The organism is Vibrio sp. FF145, from assembly GCF_041439075.1.
GTDB classification, from domain to species: Bacteria; Pseudomonadota; Gammaproteobacteria; order Enterobacterales; family Vibrionaceae; genus Vibrio; species Vibrio tasmaniensis_A.
In genome coordinates, this window is record NZ_JBGONH010000050.1 from 1 (window position 1) to 17,246 (window position 17,246).

Here is a 17,246-nt window from a genome sequence, read left to right on the forward strand (position 1 = left end):
TAGTAAGACTCGCTACACTGTGCGATCTAAACACCTTAAATGATAGGTGTTGGCTGGGCGACGGGCTTGTTATTTACTTTGCTACTTTGTTGTCTTATTGCTTCGACAACTATTAGGTGAAGGAGAGTGGGATTTTCCTTACCTTTTTGCTGGTTTTTTTACTCGATTTATTTGGTTTTCTTTTACTTGTGTTTGGAATCATTTCACCTCCTAAATCATTGTTTGGTTTTGTCTTTCAATCGATTGTTTTCTTTTAAAGCAACTGCGATGTGGGTATTCACAGTATGGGCACTCATCAATGGAGAGATTAACAAGTACTTTAGATAAAGCATAAACGATGCCAAAATGTAAGTTACTGATAAATCTATTATCAGTATTGTAGGTGTTTTAGGGTTCGTCAATTTGATTGTCAATTTGAGAAAAAACCAGTGTGATCTGTTTAAATTAAGAACACTCTCTACGGTTTCTGTTGATTAGGCATAGATACAGCATTGCTTAACACGTAAACTGAGTCGTAATTCACATAGACCAAGGACGTGCTATGAACCTCAAGCTTGATACTCTTGCTCCCACTCAGATTTATCACCTGATGACACAAACCGTTGTTCCTCGCCCGATTGCGTGGGCATTGACGGAATCTTCTGAACAAGAGTACAACCTAGCGCCTTTCTCTTATTTCACGCCTGTTTCCAGTAATCCGCCGCTACTGATGTTATCGGTCGGGAAGAAACCGTCTGGCAAAATCAAAGATACCACCCGTAATGCCCTTGAAACGGGTAAGCTAGTGATTCACATCGCTTCTTCAAGTTCTGCAGAAACAATGACAGCAACAGCAGCTACGCTCGATCATGGTGACTCTGAAGTAACAGCGAATAGTATTGAACTGGTTGAATTTGAGGGCTTTTCTTTACCGAGAGTAAAAGAGTGCGCGGTCGCTTTTGGCTGCACCTTATACGAAGTAAAAGAAGTTGGAGAGGTGCCACAAAGTCTTATCTTTGCTCAAGTCGAAACCGTGTACATTTCCGAAGATGTGATCGATAAAGAGAGTGAACGTCTTAAGGTTGATGCGTTGGCATTGGACCCTTTGTCTCGCCTTGGTGGCGGTGAATACGCGACGCTTTCCAATGTGTTTTCTGTCGCACGCCCTAAGTAACAATCCCTAAGTAGCAGTCCCTAAATTAACGTACCCAGAATAAGCGTTTTTAAAAACTATGTTAGATACCCAATACTCGCAGTACATCCAACACCGAATTGACCAAAAAACCAAGCCGCTCGGTGCGCTTGGCTTACTAGAAAAAGTCGCTCATCAATTGGCATTGATTCAGAGCCAAGGCAAAGAAGCTGCGGTTGAACACATCGAATTGAATAAGCCAAGTATCATCATTTTTGCTGGCGACCATGGCATCGCAGATGAAGGCGTGAGTATTGCTCCAAGTGCCGTAACACAGCAGATGGTGTTGAACTTCTTAAGCGGTGGCGCGGCGATCAATTGCTTCTGTGCGGTGAATAATATCGATATCACGGTAGTCGACACGGGGATATTGTTGCCTGTGGAATCAGACAGTGACATGTTGATCTCTCAGCGCTTGGGTACGCGAACCAATAACTTTGCCAATGAAGCGGCAATGAGTTTAGAAACGGTTGAACGTGGGATTGAACTGGGTACAGAGCTTGTATCTAGAACCATTTCGAATGGCACCAATATCATCATGTTTGGTGAAATGGGTATCGGAAATACCAGCAGCGCATCAGCGATCTTAAGTGCATTAGCGAATCGTGCTGCAGCGGAGTGTGTTGGCCTAGGCACTGGCATCAACAATGAACAGCTTGCACGTAAAGTGGCTGTGGTTGAGCAAGGTGTCGCGCGTTGCAAAGGTTTAGAGCTTACAGATCTTAAAGATATTAAAGGGCTTAAAGAGGTACTAGCACAAGTCGGTGGCTATGAAATCGTTCAAATGGTCGGTGGTTTCCTTGGCGCTTACCAGAACAGAACACCGGTATTGGTCGATGGCTTTATCGTGTCGGTTGCAGCGTATGTCGCGACTTTAATTGAACCGAGTTGCCGAGACTATATGATCTTCGCACATCGCTCTGAAGAGTCAGGACACAAAATTCTGTTAGAGCTGCTCGACGCTGAGCCTCTGCTCGATCTTGGATTGAGGTTGGGCGAGGGCACGGGTGCTGCGCTAGCTATGCCGATTATTCGTGCGGCAGCCGAGTTCTATAACAACATGGCGAGCTTCGAAAGTGCTGGAGTCACGGTTTAATGAGTGATGCGCCAGAAAGATCGTTGAAAGGTCGAGTCACTTATCAATGGGAGCTGTTTGCGCTGGCGATGGGCTTCTTTTCTCGCTTACCAATGCCGAAGAACACGCCCTATTCATCAGAGCGAATGAATCGTTCTGGTCGCTACTTTTCAACGGTTGGTTTGTTACTTGGTGTTCTGTGTGGCGGTGTGTTCTTGCTACTTGATACGGTACTTCCGAGTGCAGTGGCGATCTTTTTGATGATGAGTTTTAGCTTGATGCTCACAGGTGCATTCCATGAAGACGGCTTAACCGATATGGCCGATGGTATTGGTGGCGGCATGACCCTAGAACGCCGTTTAACCATCATGAAAGACAGTCGAATTGGTACCTATGGCGCGTCTGCACTAGTTATGGCTCTGCTTGGCAAGTGGGTGCTGTTGAATGAACTGGTGAACATGACAGTCTTGTTTATGGTTATCGTGACCAGTTATACCTTTAGCCGTGCAATTGCTGCGTCACTTATTTACGACATGCCTTATGTCAGCGATTTAGATACCAGTAAAAGTAAGCCTTTGGCCAACAAGCAAACCAAAGGTGAACTTGCCTTCTTATTGCTTGTAGGCGTGCTGCCTAGCCTGTGGTTTGGTCTTGAATTCGCTTTGGTTTTATCTGTCGTCGCCTATCTGTTCAGAACAGGTTTCAAAAAGTGGTTAACGGCTCGAATTGGTGGCTTTACTGGCGACTGCTTGGGGGCGGCTCAACAGTTGATGGAGTTACTGATTTACCTTGTATTCATTACTGCATTTTACAATGGCTTTCTATAACGGTTTCCTATGACAAACACGAATCAAGCTAATCAAATTAATCAAGTAAATCAGCGAAATAGCCATTTGGTATTGGGTGGGGCTCGTTCTGGTAAGTCGAGTTTTGCAGAACAACAGGCATTATGTGCGCTTGAAGCATGTTCAAATGGGCGCCTCAACTATATTGCGACGGCCACTTATTTGGACGACGAAATGCGTGAGAGAATTGTGCACCATAAACAACGTCGTGGTGAGCTGTGGATTGAGCATGAAGCCCCTGTTGAATTAGCCGAAAAACTGCTGTCTTTTGGTCAAAACGATGTGGTGTTGATTGACTGCCTAACTTTGTGGTTGAACAACATTATTTTTGAGTTGGGTGATGATGCGACCAATGAACAGGTTGAGGCCGTGGTTGAAGTTTTAGTGAAAAGCGTAGAGCAAAGCCCGGCGCAAATTATCATGGTGTCTAACGAAGTCGGTTTAGGTGTGGTGCCGCTAGGTAAAGTGTCGCGCCTATTTGTCGACAATGCGGGTCGCATGAACCAAGCGCTAGCTCGTGTTGTTGAGCGTGTCACGCTGGTCGCCGCAGGGTTACCATTGAGCTTAAAACCGTCGAGCCATTCGACTAAAAACTCGACTCATAATTAGATTGGTATCAAAGGTTAGTTGAACAAATGGAAAATGGAACAACCAAAAACATCTACCTACTAAGACATGGCAAAGTCGAAGGCGAAGCGGCACTTAATGGTTTATCCGATGTGTTGGTTAATCCTGATCTTCAAGATCGGATATGTGGGGCGCTGATAAAACAAGATATTGCCTTTGATTGCGTGGTTACCTCGCCATTAAGGCGATGCAGCGATCTCGCAAACAGATACGCACAGCGTATGTCTGTGCCTTTATCTGTAGCACCAGACTTTCAGGAAATGAACTTCGGTGACGTTGATGGTGTCCCATTTGATGAGCTTGAAGACAAGTGGGGAATGCTAGAAACCTTTTGGCAAGATCCTGCTAATCATCAACTGACTGGTGCAGAAAGTTTACAGAGCTTCCACGACAGAGTAACTCAAGCTTGGTCGCAACTTTTGAATGATCCAAGTGACAATATATTGTTGGTTACCCATGGTGGTGTGATTCGCATACTGCTAGCGCATTGTCTTGATATTGATTGGAAAAATCCGAGTTTGTACTCGAAGCTATCGATAGAAAACGCGTCGATAACTCATATTCAAATCACTCAGTTCGCACAGAGTTTTATCAGTGTAAAGTCGATAGGGTTGGCTGTTCTCTGAGAGTTAAAAATACACAGTTTTAAGAATTAACAATCTATTAAATCTATTAAATCTATTAAATCTATTAAATCTGTTAATAGAAATAGAAATAGAAATAGAAATAGAAATAGAAGTATAAAGCGGCGTTTACAGCCGCTATACCAGATTGGTATTACTACCTACGTGAAAGGAATTTAGTCATGACAACACCGAGTTGGGATCTAAGCATTGCTTATCGCGATCTTAATGATGCAAAAATCGAACAAGACATTGAACTCATTCAACAATGTATTGAGCTGTTGTACCTACACGTTGAAAAGCGTCATATTATCCTAGCGATGCAAAACGCCATTCAAACTTCTGAAGCGGCAGGCACGTTACTGAGCACAATCAACACCTTCGCTAATTGCCACGCATCGGTAGACGCGACGCACACAGAAGCCAAAGCTCTGCTTGGTCGTGTAGCGAAGCTGAATTCTGAAATGTCTCAAGCGTTCAGCCCTTATGAAGACACGCTAATCCACGCAGAACCAGAGTTTATTGATGCAGTTTTAGAGCATGACAGCGCAGATGTAGCAGGACAACGCTTTGCGATTGAAAGCTCGCGTAAGTTATCAAGCAGCCGCCTTAGTGTTGCTGAAGAGCAGTTATTGGCCGCGATGAAGGTTGATGGCCGTGATGGATGGGGTCGTTTGTACGATAACTTAACCGGTTCTTTAAAACTGTCGCTAAAGCTGAACGGTGAAGACGAAGCGCTAGGTTTTTCACAAGCCGCGAGCTTGTTGTACGGCAGCGAATTCGACAAACAAGAACCGGCATGGCGCACAGTCCAAGGCGCAATGAAGACGCACCAAGAGTCTTTTGCTTCAATTCTAAATGCGCTTGCGGGTTGGCGACTGACAGAGAACAAAAAGCGCTCGAAAATAAGCGACGTACATTTCCTTGATCCAAGCCTACACGCCAGCCGCATCGTACCTGAAACGCTAGACACCATGATGTCGGTAGCAAAGGCAAATCGCGAAGTAGGCCAGAAAGCAGGTCTGTTAATGGCAAGAGTTCACGGGCTTGATGAAATGAAGCCTTGGAACCATTTAGCCGCGATGCCTCCGCTGGGTGACACTGAATCTAAGGTTTATCCATTTGATGAAGCGATTGAAGTGATCAAAACCGCTTTTGCTGAAGTCAATTCAGAGATGGCTGATTTTGTCGCATTAATGGTTGAGAACGGTTGGGTTGATGCCGCTCCAGCAGCCAATAAACGTCTAGGTGCGTACTGCACCAAGTTTGCTGCGACACGTACACCTCTTGTGTTCATGACATGGAGCGGTAGCCGCTCAGACTTAATGACATTGGCGCATGAGCTAGGCCATGCGTTCCATAACTGGGTGATGAAGGACATGCCTTTGTGTCAGACACGCTACCCAATGACGCTAGCAGAAACCGCTTCAATCTTTGCTGAAAACATCGTCCGTGACCACTTGTTAAAACAAGCACAAACACGCAATGAGAAACTTGAAATGTTGTGGGAAGAGCTTTCTTCTTCACTCGCTTTGATGGTAAACATTCCAGTACGTTTCGAGTTTGAGAAAGCCTTCTATGAGCAGCGTGAAAAAGGTGAGCTAACGGCTCAGCAGCTGTGTGACTTGATGGAAACCACTTGGAAGGAGTGGTATGGCGATGCAATGACAGAAGCCGACCCTTACTTCTGGGCAAGCAAACTGCACTTCAGCATCTCTCAAGTGAGCTTCTACAACTACCCATACCTGTTCGGTTACCTGTTCAGTAAAGGTGTTTACGCTCAGCGCGATGCTAAGGGCGAACAATTCTACGGTGATTACGTTTCCTTGCTTCGTGATACGGGCAGCATGATGGCGGAAGAAGTCGTTCAAAAACACTTGGGAATGGACCTGACTCAAGCTGACTTTTGGCAACAAAGCATCGACATGGTCAAAGTTCAAATCGATGAATTTGAAAGATTGCTCGATCAGGAAGATTAATTGATCTCAATCTGTTCATGGTAGGTAAGAGCTGTGTTAGCTTACGTGGCTCTTATCTTGCTGATATAAACAGAGATAACCAAAGTTGTTCTAAATAGGTAAAATTATTTGGAATAGATGTCGGTTAGTAAAGTCAGCAGGTAATACAAAAATATATGGGTAGTATTTGTGAGTGATAACGGAGTTTCTATTGATAAGTGCGATCCTAGCAACACAATTTCTATGTACAATTTATTAACATACGGCCGTGCAATTAAGGAGTAACGCATGACGAAGACCCTCTTTCGCCAATCATTTCTTTTTGACAGCCTAGATCTTGAGCAAGAAGTGGTTGCAGGACAGACCGTACTGAGTAACGGTGTTCAAATTAAGCTTCATCAACGCGGTGTATTGGAAGTGATTCCCGCAGAGTATAACTCTGAAACCAAAAACATCATCTTTTCAACAGGTGTTCACGGCGACGAAACTTCACCAATGGAGCTGATTGATAAGCTCATTGAGGATATTGAAACAGGCTTCCAAGTAGTGACAGCAAGATGTTTGTTCATCATTGCTCACCCAGAAGCAACCAACGCGCATACTCGTTTTCTTGATGTGAATATGAACCGTCTGTTTGATGAAAAACAGCACGAGAGTAATCGAGAAGTGGACATCGCGAAGAACCTTAAGTACTTGGTTACTGAGTTTTACAAGGAAACGGTACCTGCCACTCGTTGGCACTTAGATCTGCACTGTGCGATCCGTTTGTCTAAGCATTACTCTTTCGCCGTAAGCCCTAAGGTTCGACACGAAGTTCGCAGTAAAGCCTTGTTCGATTTCATTAACAGTGCTCACGTTGAAGCGGTGTTGTTATCCAATGCGCCAACGAGTACTTTCAGTTGGTACAGCGCTGAAAACTTTGAAGCCCAAGCACTGACAATGGAGCTAGGGCAGGTAGCAAGAATTGGTGAGAACCAGCTTGATAAGTTAACTGCTTTCGATTTGGCAATGCGCAATTTGATTGCTGAAATAGAACCAGAGCATTTGCCAAAGAAAACCATTACTTATCGCGTAAGCCGAACCATTGTTCGTTTGCATGATGATTTTGATTTCATGTTCTCTGATGCCGTTGAAAACTTTACGGCGTTCAAGCACGGTGAAGTGTTTGGTCATGATGGTGATAAGCCATTGATGGCGAAGAATGAAAACGAAGCAGTAGTGTTCCCAAATCGCAACGTTGCTATCGGTCAACGAGCGGCCTTAATGGTGTGCGAAGTTGAAACACGATTCGACCACGGTCAGCTTGTGTACGATTAATACCGACTCGGGTTTAAACGACGAAAACAACCGCTCAACTGGTTGAAATATCAAGGTTCACATTACGGTGTGAGCCTTGAGTTTATTTGGGGATACAGGTAAGGTTACGCGAACAATTTCAAAGTAGCTTGATATGGATTTCCAACAACTTCTTCACCAAAAACAGCGCAAATGGACCCGAGCCATTTATCTGATGGCAGCACTGCTTGTCGTGCTGAGTGCGATTTACCTAATGGTTGGCGATCTTTTCATTTCCCCTCTGGGCACCTTGTCCACGTTAGAACAAAAACTACTGATTGATTTACGCTTACCTCGACTATTGGCGGCTATTGCTATCGGGGCAGGGTTAGCCGTATCTGGCGCAAGCTTACAAGTCTTATTGGGTAACGTATTAGCAGAGCCCGGTGTGCTCGGCATTTCTGGTGGTGCAAGCTTAGCGATGGTGATCGTGCTGTTCTTCTTACCGTTTGCTCCTACACCAGAACTGTTCATGATTGCCGCCGTTTTAGGGTCACTCTGTTTTACCGTGATTCTAGTGAGCATGGTTAAAACGATGCGACTGACTACGGCCAAGTTATTGCTGGTGGGTGTTGCGTTAGGCATTCTTTCTGGCGCGATGGTGACGTGGGCGTTCTATTTTAGTGATGACCTCAGCCTACGCTTATTGATGTATTGGCTGATGGGCAGCTTAGGTGGCGTCACTTGGTACCAACACTCGCTCACCTTAGTAATGATCCCCGTGATTATCTGGCTGTGCCTGCAAGGTAGCAAGCTAGACAAACTCATGATTGGCGAGACCCATGCTGCGCAGTTAGGCGTGAACGTTCCGAGATTACGTTGGCGTCTAATCTTCGCTGTGTCTATTTTAGTCGGCTGCGCAGTAGCGTTAGGTGGCGTGATCAGCTTTGTGGGTTTGGTGGTGCCACACTTACTCCGTTTAGCGATTGGTACCGACAACCGATACCTTCTTCCTTTGTCTGCCGTTGCAGGTGCCGCGTTACTGGTGTTTGCTGATATTTGCGCACGTACATTACTCGATTCTGCAGAATTACCTTTGGGTGTGATGACCACCAGTATCGGTGCGCCTATCTTCATTTGGATGTTAATTAAAAATCATGATTCAAATTAAGAGCCTGAGCGTCGGCGCTCGTTTATTACCACTATCATTTGAGCTCAAGCAAGGGCAGGTGACTCACGTTATCGGCCCCAATGGCAGCGGTAAAAGTACCTTACTCGAAGCGATATCTGGTATTGGTGATGGCTATAAAGGCGATATCAAGCTCAATGGACAAGACTTATCTGTGTTGTCGTTACAAGACTTATCATTACACCGTGCTTATCTGTGTCAAAGCGCAAGGCCAGCCTTCAACTTAGAAGTGTTTCAATACCTTGCATTGTCGCTACCAAGCTCCTCACACGGCCTTGATACTGAAATCAACACAGCTTTGAAAGAGATAAGCCAGATGCTGGACATCACAGACAAACTTCATCGCTCCATTCAAACCTTGTCTGGTGGTGAATGGCAACGCGTTCGCTTGGCGGGAATGTGTCTGCAAATTTGGCCGACGCTTAATCCTTACGCAAAGCTCCTGATCCTCGATGAACCCGCAGCTCCGTTGGATATTGCTCAAGAAGCGCTGCTGTATAAGCTTATCGAACGAGTGGCTGAGAAGGGCATTGCGGTTATTATGGCTAACCACGACCTGAACCGAACCTTGAGGCATGCCGACCAAGTACTGCTGCTCGAAAAGGGCGTACTACAAGCATCAGGCAGTGCAGAGCAAGTGCTTGTGCCTGAACAGCTAGAATCCGTATTTAACACGCAATTAAAAAGCATCTCGGTCGACAATCAAACTTACCTATTGTTTGGTTAATTTAGGCTCATCAAAACAAGGCAATCTCTATGTTTAGATATATTCAACGACGACGAATCAAGAAAGTAATCAAATCACTTTCTGCAAAGTTGGTGAAAGCGTACGGAAGCAGTGATTTTTTCTCTATTGGGCAAGTAGAAACGAGTTCATGTGAATTGAGTAAGCGCCAACAACTGGTTGCCTTAGCATTGTTTGCTGATCCACAAGACCTTGCTGCTGAAATTGCTCCAGCCATTCAATTGCTGCGTAATGATGTGTCTAATGACTTCTTCGGTGGTGAGGAATATAACGCGCGTGATGTACTTAATTTGTTGGGCGGTGGCGGTTGGAAGGGCGGTCGTATGGACGATGATATGTCGAATCGATTTGGCATGAATAGCCGCTATTAGTTTAGCTCGTTCAAATTAACGTTTAATGATTTATCGATTTATAAACGTATACGCTCAATAGCTTAGCGACTTTACAGCAGTCTCAACAACGTAATAATAATGATGATAAAAAGCACTCAATATCATTATTTATGCGAGCGTTTCACTCCAATTAATTCAATGAAAAAATACCTTCCTAGCGATCTATTTTCTTAGGGAATGCGTAATTTTTGTCGGTAAAAATTGATAATTCGAACCAATATCATCTATCTCTAACGCATTTCTTTGAGTTGTGTGATTCTGATTCCTTTCAAAATAAATCCCACTTTTATTGATAGTTATGACGTATATATTTTCCGTGTTCTTTAAGTCAGAAACTATAAACCCTCGAACTGCAATATTGATTAGTAAATGTCCTATCAATATTTCATACGGGGGTAAAATAATAGAGAGTGGGAAAGTGAAAACAGCAAATAATAATATTCTAAAAATAGCAGTGGGGATGGCTATGCTATCCAGTGTGCCATCAGTGGCAAACGCTCATGGCTGGTCTGAATTTCCAAGCGCACGTCAGAATACGTGTTACGAGCAAGGTGGGATTTGGTCGGGTACGCCACCAAATGCGGCATGTGCTCAAGCAAAAGATATTTCTGGCTCGTACCCGTTTGTTCAACGTAATGAATACGCAAAAAACATTCAGGATTTCAACAACATCAACGCAGTGAAAGCAGCGATTCCTGATGGCACGCTATGTTATGCCAACGATTCGCAAAAGCGCGGTATGGGCGCACCTCATACTGGCTGGACTCGCACCGAGCTAAGCACTGGTACATTTGAATATGTATTCAATGCGACTGCACCACACAACCCGTCATTCTGGGAGTTCTACCTAACCAAACCAAACGCCGACCTGAGCAAAGGCCTAGCGTGGGGAGATTTAGACCTTCTCCAAGAAGTTGGGAATGTTCCTGTAAGTGGTGGCAAATACCGTATCAACGTAACGATTCCTTCAGACCGCTCTGGCGATGCAATCTTATACGTACGTTGGCAACGTGACGATGCCGCGGGTGAAGGTTTCTACAACTGTTCAGACATCACTATCGCGGGGGGAACAACTCCTCCACCAGAGCCGGGTCCTCAACCTGATCTGGTCCGTGGCGACCTGTTTGTTTCTGATCAGTTTGGTACGCCAGAAATTGGTGATACGGTTAAATATGACATCATCAACAAGTACGGTGAAGTAGCGCGTAGCTTCGACATCGTTATCGACGCTTCAAACGTTAACGATTGGGCTCGCTTGTTGGCTTCAGAGATTAACGGCTGGCATGAAGAGTTTAAAGATGGCGCGATCTTCATTGGTGACTGGCACGCTGAAATGCAGCACTACATGTATTTCCAAAACGATCCTTCACGTAACTTCTTCAACTCAAAAGATAGCCGTGCTTCTGGTCAGTTAACGCTGATTGATGGTGGCGACGGTGGTGTTGAACCATTGAAAGGCGACATCTACGAGCTAGTGAAGAGTGACAACGTAGTGAATGCTGGCGACAAAGTTGTGATTGCAACAAGCGAAGCGGCGACATTGACTCAAACTCAAGGCTCTTCAGTAAGCATTCAAAATAACGGCACGGCTTCTATCGTAGTTGATACCACTGGCATCACTGCAAACGAAACTCTATCGTTTATGGCTAGCTCGATTGAAAGCGAAAGTGTTGAAACCTTCACTTTTGAAGTAATTTCTGATGACGGTGGCGTAACACCAGACCCAGATCCAACGCCGGATCCTGATCCGACTCCTGACCCAGGCACATGGGATTCATCAGCGACTTACCTTGGTGGCGAAGTCGTGACTTACTCGAACCAGTCTTGGAAAGCACAGTGGTGGGTTCAAGGTGGTACAAACCCTAAAGCGACCTACGAAAATGATCAGTGGGGCGTTTGGCGTCCAGCTAACTAGTCAGCTAGTCAAACTAAGTAACTAAATAAATAAGACACCACACTCTATTGATGAGTGTGGTGTCTTTTCTTGTGGGAGAGATAAACAAGTCGACCGTGAAGGTAATTGGGTTTAGGGTAGGGCTTTGTTATACCTGAATGTCCGAGTGCTTCGAATATCCACGGTTTAGTAATCTTTTACACATTAGATAGAAAAGACTTTTTGATGAAAAAATCTCAGATACTCGCCAATACAATCAAGAATCAGATAGAACAAAACATCTGGCTGAGTGGTGAGAAGATCCCATCAATTAGAGACGCATGTAAGCGCTATAAACTCAGTATCGAGACGGTACTTCAGGCCTATCAACAGCTTGAAGACCAAGGCTATGTGCGCTCAAAGCCTAAGTCTGGCTATTTCGTGTTACCGCGTAGAAATGTATTCACCTCAGAACACACGCAACAAAAAGCAATCAAGCCGTATCCCGTTAAAATCAGTGACCTGCTTTACGATGTGCTTCAACGAGCCAAAGACCCTAGTATTATTCCACTCAGCTCGGCATTTCCAGATCCTGCTTTGTTTCCGCATCAAGCGTTGTCGCGCAGTTTAGCCAATGCCAGTCGTCAAATGCCCGATAACAGCATGCTTACTAATTTGCCACCGGGCAGTGAAACGTTACGCAGGCAAATCGCTCAGCGCTATCAAGCTGGTGGGCTAGATGTATTGCCCGACGATATTGTGATCACGTCTGGGGCAATGGAAGCACTTAACTTATGCCTGCAATCCTGTACCGAACCGGGTGACTTAGTCGCGATAGAGTACCCTGCGTTTTACGGTGTGTTACAGACTATTGAAAGGCTTAATCTTACCGCTGTTGAGATCCCGACCGACCCTGAAACCGGTATCGATTTAGATGTGTTGGAATCGGTTTTCGCTTCAATGAACATCAAAGCGTGCTGGTTCATGACAGAATCGCAAAACCCAGTGGGTTATTCGATGAGTGATGGAAACAAGCTGCGGTTGGCCGAGTTGGTGAATCAACATAAGATCCCAATGATTGAAGACGATGTGTATCGTGAACTTCATGTCGGCAACCAAAGCTCATTGCCTGCTAAAGCCTATGACACCGGCGAGCAAATCATGCTGTGCGGTTCGTTTTCCAAATCATTGTCGCCCGGCTTTCGAATCGGTTGGGTAGTTGCAAGGAAACAAGCGTTAAAGATTCAGAGATTGCAGCACCTTTCGACGCTCTCAAGCAGTATTCCTATCCAACTTGGACTGTCTCATTACCTGACGTTTTATAGTTATGACAACCATCTTAAAAAACTTCGCAAGCTTTTGAATGAAAGGAAGAAGGCACATATTGCATTGTTAGAATCTAGCTTACCTTCAAGTGCGATGGTGCATAAAAGCCAAGGTGGTTACTTCCTTTGGATAGAGTTGCCTCATTCTGTTTGTGTTGAGAAGCTTTATGAGCAAGCACTTGAACACAACATCTCTGTTGCGCCGGGAATTATATTCAGCAGCGACAAAAAGTTCTCTCATCATATTCGTCTCAATTGTTCGTACGCTTGTGACGACAAAATAGCAGAAGCCATACGAACGCTAGGAGGCTTGATTCAGGCAATGGAATCACAAGCCATCAGATGCAGTTAAGCTCTCACCGATAGTTCGTCAAATAATTTAATCTGTTCTGTTTTTTAACAATCAATCTGTTCTAGTTTGGTTCGTGAGAACTGTGCTGAAATACGCTCCAATTCTTAATATGAAAGCCATCATTATGATGTTTGGAGCTTAAATGTTTGATGTAGTTGAATTGTCGCGTTTACAGTTTGCGCTAACCGCTATGTTCCACTTTCTTTTCGTCCCTCTGACTATCGGTATGTCGTGCTTACTGGCGATCATGGAGTCGATCTATGTACTCACCGGTAAACAAATTTATCAAGACATGACCCGCTTCTGGGGCAAACTGTTCGGCATTAACTTTGCGTTGGGTGTCACGACCGGTTTAACCATGGAGTTCCAGTTCGGCACCAACTGGTCTTATTATTCTCACTATGTCGGCGATATTTTCGGCGCACCTTTAGCCATCGAAGCGCTTGTCGCGTTCTTCTTAGAATCCACCTTTGTTGGATTGTTCTTCTTCGGCTGGGAAAGATTATCGAAACGCCAACACCTTATGGTGACTTGGCTGGTGGCTCTGGGCTCAAGCTTCTCTGCACTGTGGATTTTGGTTGCAAATGGTTGGATGCAAAATCCAATTGGATCAGAGTTCAATTACCAAACTATGCGTATGGAAATGACCAGCTTCGCCGAAGTGGTGCTCAACCCAGTTGCTCAGGTTAAGTTCTTACACACAGTCGCTTCAGCTTATACCTGCGGTGCGATGTTTATCCTTGGCGTGAGTTCATACTACTTGCTGAAAGGTCGTGACGTTGCTTTTGCAAAACGTTCGTTTGCTGTCGCAGCTTCGTTCGGCATTGCTTCTATCATATCGGTGATCGTATTAGGTGATGAGTCGGGCTATGAACTGGGTGACGTCCAAAAAGTGAAACTTGCTGCGATTGAAGCTGAATGGCACACCGAACCGGCACCTGCGGCGTTTACTTTGTTTGGATTACCAAATCAAGAACAAGGCAAAACTGACTTCGCTGTGAAAATTCCGTATGTGATGGGAATTATTGCAACGCGATCTTTGGATGAACAAGTAACGGGTCTTCATGACTTACGCGACCAACACCTCGTCCGCATTCGTAACGGAATCATCGCTTATGAACTGCTGGAGCGTTTACGAGCTGGTGATACCTCACATGAGACCGAACAAGCTTTCGATCAAACCAAACATGACCTCGGATATGGCTTATTACTTAAGCGATACACAGACACCGTGACTGATGCTACTGAACAGCAAATTCAACAAGCAGCCGATGATTCAATCCCAACTGTGTGGCCTCTGTTCTGGTCATTCAGAATCATGGTGGGTTGTGGCTTCATTATGTTATTTGTCTTTGGCGCGGCTTTCTTACAAACCTATCGTAAAAACATCACTCAAAAGCCTTGGTTATTGAAGGCGGCACTTTGGTCAATTCCATTACCTTGGGTGGCAATCGAAGCAGGTTGGTTTGTTGCGGAGTATGGTCGTCAGCCATGGGCGGTCGGTGAAATTCTCCCTGTTGCGGTCGCGGCTTCTTCGCAAACCGTTGAAAACTTACTTACGTCTGTCGCGCTAATTATTGGCCTCTATACGGTCTTCATCATTGTTGAAAGTTACTTGATGATTACCGTAGCTAAAAAAGGCCCAAGCAGTTTGAAAACGGGGCGTTATCACTATGAACAAACAACAACATCACTTGAAGCCAAATTGGCACAACAAGTTCAACAATAAGGTGACTGACTCATGTTTGAATATGACACATTGCGTTTAATTTGGTGGGTGCTAATCGGTGTGCTGCTGATTGGTTTTATGATCACCGATGGCTTCGATATGGGAGTAGGAGCGTTGTTACCGTTGATCGGTAAAACCAACTCTGAAAGACGAGTGATGATTAACTCCATCGCACCCCATTGGGACGGAAACCAGGTGTGGTTAATTACCGCAGGTGGCGCTTTGTTTGCGGCTTGGCCGTTAGTGTATGCGACATCGTTTTCAAGCTTATATGTTGCGATGTACTTGGCTCTTATCTCATTGTGGCTGCGCCCTCTTGCACTTGAGTACCGAGCCAAGATAGATAACGACCAATGGCGACAAGTGTGTGATTTAGCGATTTCGTTTTCAGGCTTTTTTCCGCCGATTTTATTTGGTGTCGCGTTTGGCAACTTGATGCAAGGGCTTCCGTTCTCGCTCAATAGCTTGCTTATGGTTGAGTACCACGGATCCTTTGTTGATTTGCTTAATCCGTTTGCTCTGTTGTGTGGCTTCGTTGGGTTATTGATGGCGTTGTTGCAAGGCAGTGCTTGGCTTATGATGAAAACCACCGATGCGCTATACAACAAGGTAAGATTGGTTGCTCAGTTGAGTGCGATACTTGTGGTGAGTCTCATGGTGCTAGGTGGTTTAACAATAAGTCACATTGATGGTTATCAGATTGTCAGTGAGTTGAACCATAGCGCGGTTTCAAACCCGTTAAACAAACAAGCGATAGCAAAAACTGGTGCTTGGTTATCTAACTTCGAGATTCACCCTTGGATGTGGTTCGCGCCAATTGGCAGTGTGCTTATTCCATTGATGGCTTTGATCAGCGCAAGGTTGAAATGGGATGCGATTGCTTTTATTAGTTCAAGCCTGACTAACGCTTGCATCATTTTAACCGCTGGTTTCGCGATGTTCCCATTCATTATTCCGTCTAGCGTTAATCCAAGCCATAGCTTAACCCTTTGGGATTCGACATCAAGCGAACTGACCTTGAACATCATGACAGGCGTAGCATTTGTGATGGTGCCCATCATTCTGTGTTATACCGCGTTCAGTTATCGAACCATGTTTGGACGACTCGATAACGAGTATGTCGAACGCAACGGCAATTCACTGTATTAAGGAGTTTCTCATGTGGTATTTTGTTTGGATACTAGGCTTATTCCTAGCCTCTGCATTTGCAGTTTTGAATGTCATTAGCTTAGAGAAAAGTGACTCAGAAACTGAGTTCTGATTGACGTTATGATTCATAAAAAGACCAGAAGCATGATGCTCTGGTCTTTTTTATGAGCCTTCCTAAAGCGTAAGGTTTGGTTCTTCCTTCGTGGTACAGATGGTAAGACTTAAATCGAGTGAGCTGCATTCTTTTAAGTACACCTATATCTCAACTCTATATAAGATTTAATCAAAACAATTTTATCTAACCTATTGTTAAATATTTACTATTTGATAGTGTGTCTAGGTGCACATTAAGGATGTGTTTCATATTTAGCGATGAAAATAGTAGGAGTTGCGATGAGTATTATAGTGAGACGGTCTGAACCGTCAGATGCAAAGGGAATCAAAGAAGTTTACGAATGCACAAACGCTTATACCGGTACGCTGCAACTCCCAAATCCATCTCTGGAAAGCTGGCAGAAACGAATCTCAAATATGCCCGACAACGTGTACTCGTATGTCGCGATGATCGACGATGAGATTGTTGGTAATTTGGGAATGGAAGTGTGTGTAAACCCAAGAAGGCGTCATGTTGCTTCATTCGGTATGGGGGTTAAAGATGATGTATTAGGCAAAGGTGTCGGTAGCCAACTGCTCGCGACCGCAATCGACTTGTGTGATAACTGGATTAACATCAAACGACTTGAACTAACGGTCTATACCGATAACGAAAGAGCGATCAGTCTCTACAAGAAATTCGGTTTTGTTATTGAAGGAGAGTCGGCTGGGTTCGCTTTCAGAAATGGCGAATATGTGGCGGCTTATCACATGGCGCGACTGGTATAGCATTTAGCTGCAATTAACACTCGGCTACAATTAACA

16 protein-coding genes are annotated in these 17,246 nt (G+C 44.7%); all 16 read left to right on the forward strand.

Going from position 1 to position 17,246, the window contains the following annotated elements:
* The first annotated feature begins 541 nt into the window (after positions 1 to 541).
* The 16 genes from ACED42_RS17065 (at position 542) to ACED42_RS17140 (ending at position 17,210) form a co-directional block, all read left to right on the forward strand.
* Positions 542 to 1,153 carry a flavin reductase family protein gene (locus tag ACED42_RS17065; RefSeq protein WP_371703497.1) on the forward strand — a complete coding sequence of 204 codons (612 nt, stop codon included), beginning with the start codon at positions 542 to 544 and terminating at the stop codon, positions 1,151 to 1,153.
* Between the two features lie 58 nt (positions 1,154 to 1,211).
* Positions 1,212 to 2,267, forward strand: a complete 1,056-nt coding sequence (gene cobT / locus ACED42_RS17070) for a nicotinate-nucleotide--dimethylbenzimidazole phosphoribosyltransferase (protein ID WP_269336343.1) — start codon at positions 1,212 to 1,214, stop codon at positions 2,265 to 2,267.
* Positions 2,267 to 3,073 (forward strand): adenosylcobinamide-GDP ribazoletransferase, encoded by an 807-nt coding sequence (locus ACED42_RS17075; RefSeq protein WP_371703498.1) that lies wholly within the window; start codon positions 2,267 to 2,269, stop codon positions 3,071 to 3,073. Before cobT ends, ACED42_RS17075 begins: the two co-directional genes overlap by 1 nt.
* Positions 3,074 to 3,082: 9 nt before the next feature.
* Entirely contained in the window at positions 3,083 to 3,700 is a 618-nt protein-coding gene (gene cobU / locus ACED42_RS17080; RefSeq protein ID WP_371703499.1) for a bifunctional adenosylcobinamide kinase/adenosylcobinamide-phosphate guanylyltransferase, read from the forward strand.
* Between the two features lie 26 nt (positions 3,701 to 3,726).
* Positions 3,727 to 4,344, forward strand: a complete 618-nt coding sequence (cobC, locus tag ACED42_RS17085) for an alpha-ribazole phosphatase family protein (RefSeq protein ID WP_371703501.1) — start codon at positions 3,727 to 3,729, stop codon at positions 4,342 to 4,344.
* A 179-nt stretch (positions 4,345 to 4,523) separates the two neighbouring features.
* The gene (locus ACED42_RS17090; RefSeq protein ID WP_371703503.1) at positions 4,524 to 6,320 is read left to right on the forward strand and encodes a M3 family oligoendopeptidase; all 1,797 of its coding nucleotides are present in this window, start codon (positions 4,524 to 4,526) and stop codon (positions 6,318 to 6,320) included.
* Positions 6,321 to 6,587: 267 nt separating this feature from the next.
* Complete coding sequence (locus ACED42_RS17095) at positions 6,588 to 7,616, forward strand: succinylglutamate desuccinylase (protein WP_019824082.1); 1,029 nt, start codon at positions 6,588 to 6,590, stop codon at positions 7,614 to 7,616.
* A gap of 133 nt (positions 7,617 to 7,749) precedes the next feature.
* Positions 7,750 to 8,745, forward strand: a complete 996-nt coding sequence (gene btuC / locus ACED42_RS17100; RefSeq protein ID WP_371703505.1) for a vitamin B12 ABC transporter permease BtuC — start codon at positions 7,750 to 7,752, stop codon at positions 8,743 to 8,745.
* Entirely contained in the window at positions 8,732 to 9,490 is a 759-nt protein-coding gene (gene btuD, locus ACED42_RS17105; RefSeq protein WP_371703506.1) for a vitamin B12 ABC transporter ATP-binding protein BtuD, read from the forward strand. Before btuC ends, btuD begins: the two co-directional genes overlap by 14 nt.
* 29 nt (positions 9,491 to 9,519) lie before the next feature.
* Positions 9,520 to 9,879, forward strand: coding sequence for a DUF6559 family protein (locus ACED42_RS17110; RefSeq protein WP_009846928.1), 360 nt, complete (start codon positions 9,520 to 9,522; stop codon positions 9,877 to 9,879).
* Between the two features lie 481 nt (positions 9,880 to 10,360).
* Positions 10,361 to 11,815, forward strand: a complete 1,455-nt coding sequence (locus ACED42_RS17115; protein ID WP_371703508.1) for a lytic polysaccharide monooxygenase — start codon at positions 10,361 to 10,363, stop codon at positions 11,813 to 11,815.
* Between the two features lie 204 nt (positions 11,816 to 12,019).
* The gene (locus ACED42_RS17120) at positions 12,020 to 13,450 is read left to right on the forward strand and encodes a PLP-dependent aminotransferase family protein (protein ID WP_371703510.1); all 1,431 of its coding nucleotides are present in this window, start codon (positions 12,020 to 12,022) and stop codon (positions 13,448 to 13,450) included.
* 142 nt (positions 13,451 to 13,592) lie between these two features.
* Entirely contained in the window at positions 13,593 to 15,179 is a 1,587-nt protein-coding gene (locus tag ACED42_RS17125; RefSeq protein WP_371703512.1) for a cytochrome ubiquinol oxidase subunit I, read from the forward strand.
* 12 nt (positions 15,180 to 15,191) lie between these two features.
* Positions 15,192 to 16,328: a cytochrome d ubiquinol oxidase subunit II gene (gene cydB, locus ACED42_RS17130; protein WP_371703514.1), complete on the forward strand. Its 1,137-nt coding sequence runs from the start codon at positions 15,192 to 15,194 to the stop codon at positions 16,326 to 16,328.
* A 10-nt stretch (positions 16,329 to 16,338) separates the two neighbouring features.
* Positions 16,339 to 16,440, forward strand: a complete 102-nt coding sequence (gene cydX / locus ACED42_RS17135; RefSeq protein WP_004734907.1) for a cytochrome bd-I oxidase subunit CydX — start codon at positions 16,339 to 16,341, stop codon at positions 16,438 to 16,440.
* A 281-nt stretch (positions 16,441 to 16,721) separates the two neighbouring features.
* On the forward strand, positions 16,722 to 17,210 hold the full coding sequence (locus ACED42_RS17140; protein ID WP_017109820.1) for a GNAT family N-acetyltransferase: 489 nt from the start codon (positions 16,722 to 16,724) through the stop codon (positions 17,208 to 17,210).
* Positions 17,211 to 17,246 lie beyond the last annotated feature (36 nt).

Bases quoted from the DNA above. Each gene is read 5' to 3' on its own strand.
- ACED42_RS17065 (WP_371703497.1), top strand. From the start codon at position 542: ATGAACCTCAAGCTTGATACTCTTGCTCCCACTCAGATTTATCACCTG.
- cobT (WP_269336343.1), top strand. From the start codon at position 1,212: ATGTTAGATACCCAATACTCGCAGTACATCCAACACCGAATTGACCAA.
- ACED42_RS17075 (WP_371703498.1), top strand. From the start codon at position 2,267: ATGAGTGATGCGCCAGAAAGATCGTTGAAAGGTCGAGTCACTTATCAA.
- cobU (WP_371703499.1), top strand. From the start codon at position 3,083: ATGACAAACACGAATCAAGCTAATCAAATTAATCAAGTAAATCAGCGA.
- cobC (WP_371703501.1), top strand. From the start codon at position 3,727: ATGGAAAATGGAACAACCAAAAACATCTACCTACTAAGACATGGCAAA.
- ACED42_RS17090 (WP_371703503.1), top strand. From the start codon at position 4,524: ATGACAACACCGAGTTGGGATCTAAGCATTGCTTATCGCGATCTTAAT.
- ACED42_RS17095 (WP_019824082.1), top strand. From the start codon at position 6,588: ATGACGAAGACCCTCTTTCGCCAATCATTTCTTTTTGACAGCCTAGAT.
- btuC (WP_371703505.1), top strand. From the start codon at position 7,750: ATGGATTTCCAACAACTTCTTCACCAAAAACAGCGCAAATGGACCCGA.
- btuD (WP_371703506.1), top strand. From the start codon at position 8,732: ATGATTCAAATTAAGAGCCTGAGCGTCGGCGCTCGTTTATTACCACTA.
- ACED42_RS17110 (WP_009846928.1), top strand. From the start codon at position 9,520: ATGTTTAGATATATTCAACGACGACGAATCAAGAAAGTAATCAAATCA.
- ACED42_RS17115 (WP_371703508.1), top strand. From the start codon at position 10,361: ATGGCTATGCTATCCAGTGTGCCATCAGTGGCAAACGCTCATGGCTGG.
- ACED42_RS17120 (WP_371703510.1), top strand. From the start codon at position 12,020: ATGAAAAAATCTCAGATACTCGCCAATACAATCAAGAATCAGATAGAA.
- ACED42_RS17125 (WP_371703512.1), top strand. From the start codon at position 13,593: ATGTTTGATGTAGTTGAATTGTCGCGTTTACAGTTTGCGCTAACCGCT.
- cydB (WP_371703514.1), top strand. From the start codon at position 15,192: ATGTTTGAATATGACACATTGCGTTTAATTTGGTGGGTGCTAATCGGT.
- cydX (WP_004734907.1), top strand. From the start codon at position 16,339: ATGTGGTATTTTGTTTGGATACTAGGCTTATTCCTAGCCTCTGCATTT.
- ACED42_RS17140 (WP_017109820.1), top strand. From the start codon at position 16,722: ATGAGTATTATAGTGAGACGGTCTGAACCGTCAGATGCAAAGGGAATC.